The 12,385-nt window shown below is 48.8% G+C and carries 14 protein-coding genes; 9 read left to right on the top strand and 5 right to left on the bottom strand.

All coding sequences use genetic code 11. From position 1 onward, the window contains the following. Window positions 1–74: 74 nt before the first annotated feature. From V6C21_RS08955 to V6C21_RS08945, 3 genes are read right to left on the bottom strand one after another with little or no spacing between them, the layout of a single operon-like run. On the bottom strand, window positions 75–599 hold the full coding sequence (locus tag V6C21_RS08955) for a shikimate kinase (RefSeq protein WP_479268835.1): 525 nt from the start codon (window positions 597–599) through the stop codon (window positions 75–77). Further along, the gene (gene aroE / locus V6C21_RS08950; protein ID WP_479268834.1) at window positions 596–1,453 is read right to left on the bottom strand and encodes a shikimate dehydrogenase; all 858 of its coding nucleotides are present in this window, start codon (window positions 1,451–1,453) and stop codon (window positions 596–598) included. The genes V6C21_RS08955 and aroE overlap by 4 nt, the downstream gene beginning before the upstream one ends. A gap of 20 nt (window positions 1,454–1,473) precedes the next feature. Beyond that, entirely contained in the window at window positions 1,474–2,409 is a 936-nt protein-coding gene (locus V6C21_RS08945; protein WP_034839680.1) for an ACP S-malonyltransferase, read from the bottom strand. A 277-nt stretch (window positions 2,410–2,686) separates the two neighbouring features. Here V6C21_RS08945 and V6C21_RS08940 point away from each other — a divergent pair, with 277 nt between their 5' ends. From V6C21_RS08940 to acpP, 9 genes are all read left to right on the top strand, one after another. Next, window positions 2,687–3,676 carry a beta-ketoacyl-ACP synthase III gene (locus V6C21_RS08940; protein ID WP_034839682.1) on the top strand — a complete coding sequence of 330 codons (990 nt, stop codon included), beginning with the start codon at window positions 2,687–2,689 and terminating at the stop codon, window positions 3,674–3,676. 117 nt (window positions 3,677–3,793) lie between these two features. Further along, window positions 3,794–4,537 (top strand): 3-oxoacyl-[acyl-carrier-protein] reductase, encoded by a 744-nt coding sequence (gene fabG / locus V6C21_RS08935; RefSeq protein ID WP_045085691.1) that lies wholly within the window; start codon window positions 3,794–3,796, stop codon window positions 4,535–4,537. Between the two features lie 48 nt (window positions 4,538–4,585). Beyond that, entirely contained in the window at window positions 4,586–5,821 is a 1,236-nt protein-coding gene (gene fabF, locus V6C21_RS08930; protein ID WP_034839684.1) for a beta-ketoacyl-ACP synthase II, read from the top strand. A 164-nt stretch (window positions 5,822–5,985) separates the two neighbouring features. Then, window positions 5,986–6,438, top strand: a complete 453-nt coding sequence (gene accB / locus V6C21_RS08925) for an acetyl-CoA carboxylase biotin carboxyl carrier protein (RefSeq protein WP_479268833.1) — start codon at window positions 5,986–5,988, stop codon at window positions 6,436–6,438. A gap of 28 nt (window positions 6,439–6,466) precedes the next feature. Beyond that, the gene (fabZ, locus tag V6C21_RS08920) at window positions 6,467–6,910 is read left to right on the top strand and encodes a 3-hydroxyacyl-ACP dehydratase FabZ (RefSeq protein WP_034839687.1); all 444 of its coding nucleotides are present in this window, start codon (window positions 6,467–6,469) and stop codon (window positions 6,908–6,910) included. A gap of 143 nt (window positions 6,911–7,053) precedes the next feature. Beyond that, entirely contained in the window at window positions 7,054–8,406 is a 1,353-nt protein-coding gene (locus V6C21_RS08915) for an acetyl-CoA carboxylase biotin carboxylase subunit (protein ID WP_034839688.1), read from the top strand. Window positions 8,407–8,435: 29 nt separating this feature from the next. Beyond that, complete coding sequence (accD, locus tag V6C21_RS08910; RefSeq protein WP_034839689.1) at window positions 8,436–9,308, top strand: acetyl-CoA carboxylase, carboxyltransferase subunit beta; 873 nt, start codon at window positions 8,436–8,438, stop codon at window positions 9,306–9,308. Continuing rightward, window positions 9,301–10,107 (top strand): acetyl-CoA carboxylase carboxyltransferase subunit alpha, encoded by an 807-nt coding sequence (locus tag V6C21_RS08905; protein ID WP_034839690.1) that lies wholly within the window; start codon window positions 9,301–9,303, stop codon window positions 10,105–10,107. The genes accD and V6C21_RS08905 overlap by 8 nt, the downstream gene beginning before the upstream one ends. A gap of 92 nt (window positions 10,108–10,199) precedes the next feature. Then, window positions 10,200–10,427, top strand: coding sequence for an acyl carrier protein (gene acpP / locus V6C21_RS08900; RefSeq protein WP_034839691.1), 228 nt, complete (start codon window positions 10,200–10,202; stop codon window positions 10,425–10,427). A 151-nt stretch (window positions 10,428–10,578) separates the two neighbouring features. On the opposite strand, the gene V6C21_RS08895 is transcribed toward acpP, so the two are convergent. Together V6C21_RS08895 and V6C21_RS08890 are read right to left on the bottom strand one after the other, a co-directional pair. Then, window positions 10,579–11,529, bottom strand: a complete 951-nt coding sequence (locus V6C21_RS08895; protein ID WP_034839692.1) for a transketolase family protein — start codon at window positions 11,527–11,529, stop codon at window positions 10,579–10,581. 1 nt (window position 11,530) lies between these two features. Continuing rightward, entirely contained in the window at window positions 11,531–12,376 is an 846-nt protein-coding gene (locus V6C21_RS08890) for a transketolase (RefSeq protein ID WP_034839693.1), read from the bottom strand. Window positions 12,377–12,385 lie beyond the last annotated feature (9 nt).

Raw genomic sequence — 12,385 nt, 5'->3', positions numbered from 1 at the left:
TTTATATTGTAGGCAGCTTTTAACTTTGCAAATAGCCAAAACAGCCGCCGGAACAGGTTTCCGGCGGCTGTAGCTTAACCGAGCAATTTTTTTATCTTTGGTGATGATGCGATTTTCTGCGCGACCGTAACCGCAGGGGCGTTGTCATTGTTTGAAACAATTAAATCTGCGGCTTTGCGGTAAAACGGCATACGCTTTTCATAAAGCTCCCGCAGGGCGGCGAACTTGTCTTCCCTTTGCAGCAGAGGGCGGGATGTGTCACCCTCAAGCCGCTTTGCGATGACTTCAAGCGGCACGTCAATAAAGACAATAATACCGCCCGATTTAAACGCCGCGGTGTTTTTATCCGAAAGCACTGCCCCGCCGCCCGTGGCAACCACAAGGCCCGACTTTGAAGCCAGTTCTGCCGCGGCGGTCCGCTCATATTCCCTGAATCTCTTTTCGCCGTATTTTTCAAAGATTTCGGGAATGGTTTTTCCCACTTTCTGCTCTATGTATTTATCCATATCAATGAATTTCATCGAAAGCAGCGAGGAAAGCTCAGCCCCGACTGTTGATTTTCCGCAGCCCATAAAGCCGCATAAAAATATATTCTTCATCTTCTACCGCCATATCTTGAATATAAAAGTTCCTTCATATCGTCTGTCAGTGCCTTGATATCTTCCGCTTTAAAATGGGTGCCGTTCCAAATTTCCTGAGCCGCGGCCGCCTGCCAGACAAGCATGGACAGCCCTCCTGCGGCGCGTGCCCCGGCCGCCTTTGCCGCCTTTACCAGTACCGTTTCAACGGGGTTGTAGATTGTGTCAAAAACAGCGGCGGATTTCCCGGCAACTGCAGGGTCTATAGGGCAGTCATCCTCATGCGGATACATTCCGGCGGGCGTGCCGTTCAGGATAAGGTCAAAGCCGGAATCTATGCTGCCAAGCTCCCGCGCCTCAATATCGGCGGCGCTGAATATCTTTTCAAGGTCGCGCTTTGCCGAGAGCGCCCCCTCTAATCTGCGCGTCGCTATGACAAGGCTGCACCCGCGCTCCAGCACTTCACATGCCATCATGCGCGCAACACCGCCCGCGCCGCACAAAAGCACTTTCCCGCGAAGTTCTATGCCGGCATCGGAAAGCGAACGCAAAAAGCCAATGCTGTCTGTATTATAGCCATGCATTTCTCCGTTTTCGCATTTGACTGTATTGACCGCCCCGCAGCGCTGCGCCCGCGGGCTTACGCTCTGAAGATACGGCACGATATCCCGCTTGTAGGGAATCGTCACATTAAATCCGCTTAAGGTTCTTAAATACCCCGCCAGCTTTTCAAGCTCCGCCGGTTCGATTTCAAACAGTTTGTATTCGCCGTCAACGCCGGATAACTTCATCAGCCGCTCATGTATCTGGGGCGATATGCTTTGGCCGAGGGGGTGGCCTATAAGCCTAAATTGCCGCCTTTTATTTTCACTCATCTTACTGCTCCTATTTTGTATTACTGTGCCAGCGCGTCAAAACATCTCTTGGCCGAGTTCAAATCCTCTATATTATAGAAGCGCGCGCCTTTAATGCCGCGGCGGATAAAGCCGCATAGAGTCTTGCCCGGCCCGAATTCTACAAATGTGTCATAGCCGTCGCGGTTCATGGCTTCCATCTCCTGCGAGAAGCGAACCGGGCTTATCATCTGCGTTTTCAGATAAGATGGGATATCGCTGATATTCAGTTTGTCGCCTATAACATTGGAATAAAAATCTATTCCCACCTCATTGAATTTGAAGGAGCTGATTTTCTCATAGAATTCCTGCGACGCCGGCTCCATGAGCTTTGAATGAAACGCCGCATTTACCGCAAGGCGGACCACCCGCAGCCCGTCAGCACTTAACATTTCTGCGGCCTTTGTGACTGTCTCTTCCTCGCCGGCTATGACAATCTGCCCCGGGCAGTTGTAGTTGACGGGGACGGCATATCCGCCTGTCTGCTTCCCTGCGGCGGCGCAAGCCTCCTCTACTTTTTCGGAATCAGCGCCGATAATGGCAAACATCGCGCCCGGGATATTCTCGGCAGCGGACTGCATTGCTTTGGCGCGTTCTGCAATCACCTTAAAACCAGTCTCGTAACTCATAGCAGAGGCCGCCGTAAGTGCGGTAACTTCGCCCAATGAAAAGCCTGCCACAGCAGAGGCGGTTATTCCATTTGCCTTTGCAACGGCGTGAGCCGCGAGGGAAAGCGTAAATATAAGTGGTTGGGATACTTTGGTTTTTGAAAGCTCCTCTTTGCTGCCTTCACAGGACAATTTGAGGACATCGAACGAAAGGTAATCAGAAGCCATATCATAGATATCCTTTGCTTCCCTGAAATTATTATAAAGTTCTTTGCCCATGCCCTCATACTGGGAGCCTTGGCCTGAGAATAAAAATGCAATTTTACCCAACTAAGTATCCTCCTTATGAATACTATTAAAATGTAATATGCAACTTTCGGAATCCTTAATTTGACAAAATCCAACTTGACAAATACTTAAAACAACGTTAATATGGTGGAGGATGGTTTAAAAATGCAAATGCGAAGTGTCTCTTTCAAATTGACCGTCAGCTCAGACTCAATTCGCAAACTTGCATATTATTTGCCACTCCTAATATTTCTTGAATAATTTTCACTTAATCAGTACTATAACATATTGGCACATTGTATTCAAGGGGGGTCAATTGATGACGGGAGTTTTGATTGCCGGTACAGGAATGTATGTTCCTTCACAGGTTGTTACTAACGATGACATGGCTAAAATTGTCGATACATCTGATGAGTGGATTTCACAGCGCACGGGTATCCGCGAGCGCCGAATATCAAAAGGTGAAACAAATAGCTATATGGGAACTCGGGCAGCTAAGCAAGCCATGGACAACGCCGGTGTCAACGGTGCAGAACTTGATATGATAATTGGCTGCACCTGCACACCGGATTACTTTTATCCGTCAATGGCATGCATCATACAGAATGAACTCGACGCCGGCAACGCATTCTGCTGGGACTTGAACGCCGCTTGTACTGGTTTTATCTACGCTCTTGACGTCGCCCAACATTACCTTGCAATGGGCAAAAAGAATATCCTTATTGTCTGCAGCGAAGTTATGTCGAAGCAACTCGATTTCAGCGACCGCTCAACCTGCGTGCTTTTCGGCGATGGTGCCGCAGCCGTGGTACTTCAGCCGGCGGACAAGCTTTATGCGTCATACCTGAAATCCGAGGGCAGTCTCGGCGGACATATCGTATCAACCGCTTTGAAGCCGCGGGGTGTTTATGCCACGGATAAAGATAATCCTGAATACACGAAATTTGAAAATACACACAAACATTATATCAGAATGTCAGGTTCAGATGTTTACCGGTTCGCGGTCAAAGCCATGCCGGAAGCGCTGATCGGCGCTTGCGAAAGCGCCTGTGTTGATGTAGAAGATGTGGACCTCATTATCCCCCATCAGGCAAACCTGCGTATAATCGAGACAGCAGCGAAGCGGCTTGGGATAGGCATGGAAAAGATGTATGTCAACGTGGATAAATACGGCAACACTTCCTGTGTTTCAATTCCCCTTTCACTTGCCGAACTCGCATCAAAAGGAAAACTCAAAAGGGGTGATAAGCTGGCGCTTGTCGGATTCGGAGCGGGGCTTACCTACGGCTCAGTTGTTCTTGAGTGGTGATTTCAGCAGCGTTATTGCAGGATACGCGGTCTCCGAACACATTTCGCTTTCCTTAAAACCCGATTCATCCCCCAGTTGCCGCTGACAGCGGACAAATAACATCAGGAGGTATACAATTTGAGTAAAGTTGTTCTGATTACTGGTGCTTCACAGGGTATAGGCGCGTGTATAGCGGAAACTTTCGCTAAGAAAGGCTATAACGTAGCTATAAACTGCCGTTCTGAAAAAGAACAGGAAAACGGCGGCAATCAGGTTGCCGAAAAATGCCGCGCCAACGGTGTCGAGGCCGAGTGCTTCATTGCCGATGTGTCAAGCTTTGAACAATGCGGCAAGCTCGTCAAGGCTGTTACAGAGCGGTTCGGCGGACTTGATGTCCTTGTCAACAACGCTGGAATTACACGGGACGGGCTGCTTGCTATGATGAGCGAGGAGCAGTTCGACTCGGTTATCGCCGTCAATCTGAAAGGCGTTTTCAATATGATGCATTTCGCATCAAAAGTGATGATGCGTGCAAGAAGCGGACGTATCGTGAATATCTCTTCTGTAGCCGGACTCTACGGCAACAAGGGCCAAATCAACTATTCAGCTTCGAAGGCCGGAGTCGCTGGCATGACGATGACCGCGGCAAAAGAGCTTGGTCCACGCGGCATTACCGTAAATGCCGTAGCACCCGGAATCATCGAAACTGCTATGACAGACGCAATGCCTGAAAAGGTCAAACAGGCCGCTATGGAAGGTATCGCTCTCGGACGGCTGGGACAGCCGCAGGATGTTGCAAACGCTGTCGCATTCTTGGCCTCTGATGAAGCTTCATATATAACCGGTCAGATACTCGTAGTAGACGGCGGCATGATAATGTAAATACAACTTAAACAGTTCTTTCTCAATCTATTGTTTCACGGAGGAATTTTGATGCGCAGAGTTGTAATAACCGGCATGGGAGTAATTTCTCCCGTGGGCCTGGACATTGATAGCTTTTGGAATAATATAAAAGCCGGAAAACACGGCATTGCTCCTATAGAAAATCTGGACATGGAAGGCCAAAAGGCATCGGTCGCCGCCCAAGTCAAGAACTTCAACCCCGAAGATTATATTGATAAGCGGGAGTCGCGCAGAATGGACCCTTGCTCCCAGTTCGCGGTGGCGGCGGCAAAGCAAGCTATCGAGGACTGCGGCAGCGATTTCAGCGACCTTGACCCCTATCGCGTTGGCGTTATAATCGGCAGCGGTATCGGCGGGCTGCAGACACTCGAAGATAACCATACGAAGTTTATAACCAAAGGGCCAGGACGTGTGTCACCGCTGATGATTCCGATGATGATTTCAAATATGTCGGCAGGTTACATCGCCATGAAATATGGCTTTAAGGGCGTCAACTACTGCCCTGTTACCGCATGCGCGTCGAGCGGCCACGCCATAGGCGAGGCCATGCACTCAATCAGAGAGGGTCATGCCGACGTTATCATTGCCGGCGGCGCCGAAGCGACAATCACGCCCTTTGCTATCGCCGCCTTTGCGAATATGAAGGCGCTGTGTACCTCAAACGACCCCGACCGCGCATCTATTCCTTTTGACGCCGAACGCAGCGGTTTTGTCATGGGCGAAGGCGCAGGTATACTCGTTCTCGAAGAATATGAACACGCCAAAGCCCGCGGGGCAAAGATATATGCCGAACTCGCCGGCTACGGCGCTACAAGCGACGCTTACCATATAACAAGCCCTGACCCGAACGGAGAGGGCGCTAAAAAGGCCATGGAGTTCGCTATAAAGGACGCAGGCCTTACCACAGCAGACATAGATTATATAAACGCACATGGTACATCAACTCCTCCGAACGACAAGTGTGAGACAATAGCTGTCAAGAACCTGTTCGGAGAACGGGCCGCACAGATACCTATGAGCAGCACAAAGTCGATGACTGGTCATCTTCTCGGTGCTGCAGGGGCAATTGAATCTATAATCTGTGCGCTTGCAATCAAAGACGGCGTCATTCCGCCGACGGCAAACTATAAGGTAAAAGACCCCGAATGTGACCTCGACTATGTCACCGATGGGGCGAGAAAAGCAAACCTCAGAGCGGTGCTTTCAAACGCTTTGGGCTTCGGCGGGCATAACGCTACCCTTTGTTTCAAAAAGGCTGATTAAACTTAAATTGTTTTGGCTCAAGCTATTGCAGCTTTGTGTTTTTGCTGGATAAAAGTTGCAATTACTAAAAACATGAAACAGCGGTTGTTTAAAGGAACCGTGCAGAATCTGCAGTGAGTTTTTATAGCATGGTTTCTTTAAAATACAGATGTGGGGAGATTTCGATGGAGTTAAACTTAGATATTATAAAAGAGCTGATAAACAGTCTCGATGCGTCGTCGTTAGACACGCTGCACCTGGAGACCGAGGATTTTAAACTTTCTCTTGAGCGCAAAGCGGACAAGGTTTGCGACAACGCGCCGGCATCGTCAACTTTCACCGCTAATTCACAGGTAGTTGTTCAGCCTGCTGCAGAGAAGAAAGAGGAAGAAGAAAAACTGTGCGGGACTATCGTTAAATCGCCGATTGTCGGAACATTCTACGCTTCCCCTGCGCCTGACAAGCCGCCTTTTGTCAGGGTCGGTCAAAAGGTAAAGTGCGGCGACACGCTGTTTATCATCGAGTCAATGAAGCTTATGAATGAAATTACCAGCGAATGTGAAGGCACCGTTGCCGAGATATTCGTAAAGAACGGACAGACCGTTGAGTATGGACAGCCGATTATGCGTATAGAATAACAGTTTCAAAGGCTTATGGAGGTTTAATATGGCGGTTCTTGATAAAAAAGCGATAGAAGCCATTATTCCGCACCGCGACCCGTTTCTGCTCATAGACGAGGTTCTTGAACTCGAACCGGGAAAGCGCGTTGTGGCGAAGAAATATCTTAAGGAAGACGAGTTTTGGTTCAAAGGCCACTTCCCCGGTTATCCGATACAGCCGGGCGTCCTGACAATGGAGATGTTGGCTCAGGCGGGCGCTGTCTGCGTCTTATCTATGCCGGAGTTTAAGGGGCGCACAGCGTTTTTCGCCGGGATAGACAAGGCGAGGTTTCACAGGCCGGTCAGGCCCGGTGATACACTTATTCTTGAGGTCGAACTTTTAAAACTGCGCACAAGTATTGGCGTGGGAAAAGCGACAGCGACGGTCGACGGCAAAAAGGCCGCCGTCGGTGAAATTACCTTTGCAATCGGGCCCAAACAGGATAACTAAATCTTTGCCAATTATATTTACACAGTTTTTAAATTAAACACTCGGATTAGCTTGTTTGAAAACTGTGGCCGTTGTTGTTATACAGCCTCAAAAATATCTTCAAAAGGTTAAGGAAAGGCTTTTCCATTTTAGGAGGATGTCCGTTGGTTAACAAGATTTTGATAGCGAATCGAGGCGAAATAGCCGTCAGAATAATAAGGGCGTGCCGTGAACTCGGCATCAGAACGGTTGCGGTTTTTTCAGAGGCAGACAGAAACGCGCTTCACGCGCAGATTGCCGATGAGGCCATATGTATCGGCCCTGCACCGTCAAAAGACAGCTATCTTAATGTCAAGGCTATACTGGCCGCATGTGAGGTAACAGGCGCCCAGGCCGTTCATCCCGGCTTCGGTTTTTTGTCCGAAAACGCGGATTTCGCGCACATGTGCGGGCGCTGCAATCTTATCTTCATAGGCCCTGACCCGGAATCAATGGAGCTGATGGGCGACAAGGCAAAGGCAAAGAAAACTATGAAAAGAGCCGGAGTTCCTGTTGTCCCGGGCTCAGACGGCGAAGTCAAATCTATTGAAGAAGCAAAAAGGATTGCCGAGATGATAGGCTATCCGGTTATGGTCAAAGCCTCGGCGGGAGGCGGCGGCAGAGGTATAAGAAAGGTAGACTCACCCGACAAGCTGGAAGCCGCGATTTATGCTGCAAAATCTGAAGCCGGCGCCTTTTTCGGCAATGACGGCATATATATCGAAAAATTTATCGCAAACCCACATCACATCGAGGTTCAGGTGCTCGCCGACAATTACGGCAACGCGGTTTACCTCGGCGAGCGCGACTGTTCACTGCAGCGCAGAAACCAAAAAGTGCTTGAGGAATCGCCGTCCATGCTGGTCACCCCGGAGCTTAGAAAAAGGATGGGCGAGATTTCAATCAAGGCGGTACATGCCTGCGGTTATAAAAACGCCGGAACGATTGAATATTTGGTCGATGAAAACGGCAACTTTTATTTTATGGAGATGAATACCCGTATCCAGGTCGAGCACCCGGTTACGGAGCTTGTCAGCGGGATTGATATAGTAAAACAGCAGATACTTATTGCATGCGGCGAGAAGCTCCCCTTTAAACAGAGCGATATTACCCTTAGAGGTCATGCCATCGAGTGCCGCATAAACGCGGAGAATCCGAAATACAACTTCCGCCCGTCACCCGGAAAGATTGAATCGCTGCATATGCCCGGCGGGCCGGGAATCAGGATTGACAGTGCCGTTTATCAGGGATATACAATCCCGCCCTATTACGACAGCATGATTGCGAAACTTATTGCCTATGCCCCCACAAGGGAGGAGGCCATCAGCAAGATGCGCTGGGCACTTGCAGAGTTTCTGGTCGACGGGGTCGATACAAATATAGACTATCAGCTTGAAATCCTTAAAGACAAAGACTTTATCAACGCAAAATATGATATAGGTTTCCTCGACCGAAAGGATTTTGCAAGCAGGCTTTGATAAGTTATGCTTAAAGAGGTGATGTGTTCTTGCTTGTTGACCTTTTTAAAAAAGTAAAAAAACGTATGTCAGATATACCAATGCCGGAGGCAAAGACGTCTGTCAATATTCCGTCGAATCTGCTTTTTAAATGCCCCAGATGTCAGAATATTATCTTTGAGGAGGAATTTGAGCGCGAGCTCAAAATCTGCCCCAAATGCGGATATCATGCGCGTATAACGGCTAAGGAAAGGCTTGCTCTTACTGCCGATGAGGGCAGCTTTAAGGAATATGACGCCAATCTTTATACGCTCAATCCGATTGATTTCCCGGGGTACAGCGATAAAATCGCTGCACTAAAGAAGAAAACGGGGCTTGAAGAAGCTGTTATTACCGGTGAATGTACGATTGACGGTCAGAATACAGTAATCGGCATTATGGACAGCCATTTTATGATGGCATCAATGGGCTCGGTGGTGGGTGAAAAAATCACGAGGGCTTTTGAAAGAGCCACTGAGAAACGGCTGCCCGTAGTTCTATTCACTGCGTCTGGCGGCGCCAGAATGCAGGAAGGCATTGTTTCGCTTATGCAGATGGCAAAGACATCGGGCGCTGTGGCGCGTCACAGCGATGCCGGATTGCTGTATATAACCGTTATGACAGACCCTACGACTGGCGGCGTTACGGCGTCTTTTGCGTCTCTCGGCGACATTATTATCGCTGAACCGAAGGCTCTTATCGGCTTTGCGGGGCGCCGGGTCATTGAGGGGACAATAAAACAACATCTGCCGGATGATTTCCAGTCAGCGGAGTTCCTGCTTGAACACGGTTTTGTCGATATGATCGTCAACCGCCGCGATATGAAGCATGTCTTAGGCAAGCTTCTTAAGTATCACAGCGGGGAGGTGTGCGCCGATGAGTAATGCGTGGGAGCACATAAGGATTATCCGCGACTTAAAACGTCCGAACCTGAACGACTATATCTCCATGATCTTTGACGGTTTTATTGAAATGCACGGCGACCGTTATTTTGGGGACGACCATGCCATAAAAGGCGGTATTGCGCTGTTTGACGGCAAGCCAGTGACGGTTATCGGCATGGTTAAAGGCAAAAACATTGAAGAAAATAAGAAGTGCAATTTTGCAATGCCAAACCCCGAGGGATACCGCAAAGCGCTTCGCCTTATGAAACAGGCCGAGAAGTTCGGCAGGCCCATTATCTGTATGATCGACACCGCCGGAGCGAATCCCAGCATGGGAGCGGAAGAGCGCGGTCAAGGTGAGGCCATAGCAAGAAACCTGATGGAAATGATGAGGCTGAAGGTGCCTATTATCAGCATTATATTAGGCGAGGGCGGCAGCGGAGGCGCGCTGGCTCTTGGAGTCTGTGACACGCTCGCTATGCTCGAAAATGCCGTCTATTCCGTAATTTCGCCGCGCGGGTTCGCAAGCATCCTGTGGAAAGACGCCTCGCGGGAAAAGGAAGCCGCAGAGCTTTTGAAGATGACAGCAGAAGACCTTGTCAATCTCGGCGTCGCTGACGAAATTATAGATGAACCTGCCGGAGGAGCACAGAATAACCCGCAGGCACAGGGTATCTATATATCGGAATTCTTGCGGCGTACACTGGAAAAACTCGAATCCAAAACTCCTCAGGAATTGCTGGAAAACAGATATAATAGATTCCGCAAAATAGGCGTTTTTGGCGAATCGTTTGAATGATTCCGACGCAAATATAAATTTTGTCAGAAAGATATTGACAACGCTTTTACTCACATGTAGAATAATAGAAGCCGATAAAGGAGGAAATAGTGATGGTATTTGAAAAGGTAAGATCTATATTGGTGGGACAGCTTGGTGTCGACGAGGATAAGGTAACAATGGATGCCTCTATCGTTGACGACCTCGGTGCTGATTCTCTCGATGTAGTCGACCTGATAATGTCGCTTGAAGAAGAATTCGATGTTGAGATACCCGATGAGGATGTCGAAGGCATGAAGACAGTTGGCGACGTTGTAAAGTATATTGAAGCAAAAATTTAAGCTTTGAAACTTATTTTAAGATAAAGCGTGCGACGACGGCCCTCAAGGTTTTCCGCACGCTTTTAGTTTTCTTTATGATATAAAGGCCAGCATATACAAAAAAGCGGCGGCTGCTTTACGCAGCCGCCGTTTTGCTTTCAATTTACTGCAATTACTTTTTAAGCTCTATAGCCTTTTTCGCTTTAGCAACAATATTTTCCGCTGTCAGGCCGAAATATTCGAGAACAGCCGCCGCAGTTCCGGATTTGCCGAACTTATCTTCGACACCTACGCGGAGTACCGGTACTGGGCATTCTTCGGCGACAACTTCACATACAGCGCTGCCGAGTCCTCCAATTACGTTATGCTCCTCGGCTGTGACGATAGCGCCTGTCTCAGCAGCCGCTTTTGCGATTATCTCGTGGTCAATTGGCTTTATAGTATGAATATTTATAATGCGTGCGTCAATGCCGTCGGATTTGAGCATTTCCTTTGCCTTCAGGGCTTCAGGAACCATCAGTCCGGTTGCAATGATCGTTACATCCTTGCCGTCAGCAAGCTGAATGCCGCGGCCGAGTTCAAACTTATAACCCGGATGGTCGTTGATAACCGGCACAGCAAGACGTCCAAAACGCAGGTAAACCGGGCCGTCATGCTTGATAGCAGCCTCAACAGCAGCGCGTGCTTCAACGGCGTCTGACGGGCTCAAAACAACCATTTCCGGAATTGTGCGCATAAGTCCGATATCTTCGCAGCACTGATGTGTTGCGCCGTCTTCACCGACGGAAATACCGGCATGGGTTGCACCTATCTTAACATTGAGGTGAGGATAGCCTATTGAATTGCGAACCTGCTCAAAAGCACGTCCGGCTGCAAACATTGCGAAAGAACTCGCGAAAACAATCTTGCCTGTAGTGGCAAGGCCAGCAGCAACAGCCATCATGTTGCCTTCTGCTATACCGCAGTTGATGTGGCGCTCAGGAAACTTTTTCTTGAACGTCACAGTTTTTGTTGACTTTGAAAGGTCAGCGTCAAGGACAACCAGATTATCATAAACAGCGCCGAATTCAGCTAAGGCTTCGCCATAAGCTTCGCGCGTTGCAATTTTCTTTACATCAGCCATATTATTGCACCTCCAGCTTTGCTAAAGAATCATCAAGCTCTTTTAAGGCCTGCTCGTATTGTTCGGTGTTCGGGGCAGAACCGTGCCATTCAGCCTTGTTTTCCATGAATGAGACGCCCTTGCCCTTTACACTGTGGGCAACGATAACTGAAGGTTTGCCTTTGCAAGCTCTGGCTTCATTGTATGCCCTCTCCAGATCGTCAAAATCGTGAGCATCGGCTTCAATTACATTCCAGCCGAATGCCTTGAATTTATCAGTGATCGGGTACGGTGACATAACATCGTCTATCTTACCGTCAATCTGAAGCCCGTTGTTGTCGACATATGCGCAGAGATTGTCAAGCTTGTACTGTGCTGCAAACATGGCAGCCTCCCATACTTGCCCTTCTTCAATCTCACCGTCGCCGAGGATTGCATATACCCTGTAATCTTTGTTGGACAGTTTTGCAGAAAGAGCGATACCGGCAGCAGCAGAAATGCCCTGGCCGAGTGAACCAGTTGACATATCTACCCCAGGAATGCCCTTCATATCAGGATGTCCCTGAAGCATACTGCCAAGCTTACGGAAATTCTTGACTTCATCAACAGGGAAATATCCCTTTAAAGCCAGTGCTGAATACAAAGCAGGTGCGCAATGCCCCTTTGACAGCACTAACCTGTCTCTATCTTCCCATGTTGGATTCTTCGGGTCAACATTCATCTCTTTGAAGTAAAGATACGCTAACACATCGGAAATCGAAAGTGACCCGCCTGGATGTCCGGATTTTGCAGAATACACGGCAGTAAGAGCCAGTTTCCTTATGTTGAGCGCAGTCACGGACAACTGCTTTTTCAAAGACCTGTCCATATAATTGCC

The sequence above is a fragment of the [Clostridium] cellulosi genome (genome assembly GCF_036762875.1).
Taxonomy (GTDB): Bacteria; Bacillota; Clostridia; order Oscillospirales; family Ethanoligenentaceae; genus Ruminiclostridium_D; species Ruminiclostridium_D cellulosi.
The sequence above is the reverse complement of the archived record's forward strand: the minus strand, read 5'-3'. Positions and strand labels throughout refer to the sequence as shown.

Coding starts and splice junctions, on each gene's coding strand:
- V6C21_RS08955 (WP_479268835.1), bottom strand. CDS start 599: ATGAAGAATATATTTTTATGCGGCTTTATGGGCTGCGGAAAATCAACA.
- aroE (WP_479268834.1), bottom strand. CDS start 1,453: ATGAGTGAAAATAAAAGGCGGCAATTTAGGCTTATAGGCCACCCCCTC.
- V6C21_RS08940 (WP_034839682.1), top strand. CDS start 2,687: ATGACGGGAGTTTTGATTGCCGGTACAGGAATGTATGTTCCTTCACAG.
- accB (WP_479268833.1), top strand. CDS start 5,986: ATGGAGTTAAACTTAGATATTATAAAAGAGCTGATAAACAGTCTCGAT.
- fabZ (WP_034839687.1), top strand. CDS start 6,467: ATGGCGGTTCTTGATAAAAAAGCGATAGAAGCCATTATTCCGCACCGC.
- V6C21_RS08905 (WP_034839690.1), top strand. CDS start 9,301: ATGAGTAATGCGTGGGAGCACATAAGGATTATCCGCGACTTAAAACGT.
- acpP (WP_034839691.1), top strand. CDS start 10,200: ATGGTATTTGAAAAGGTAAGATCTATATTGGTGGGACAGCTTGGTGTC.
- V6C21_RS08895 (WP_034839692.1), bottom strand. CDS start 11,529: ATGGCTGATGTAAAGAAAATTGCAACGCGCGAAGCTTATGGCGAAGCC.
- V6C21_RS08890 (WP_034839693.1), bottom strand. CDS start 12,376: ATGGACAGGTCTTTGAAAAAGCAGTTGTCCGTGACTGCGCTCAACATA.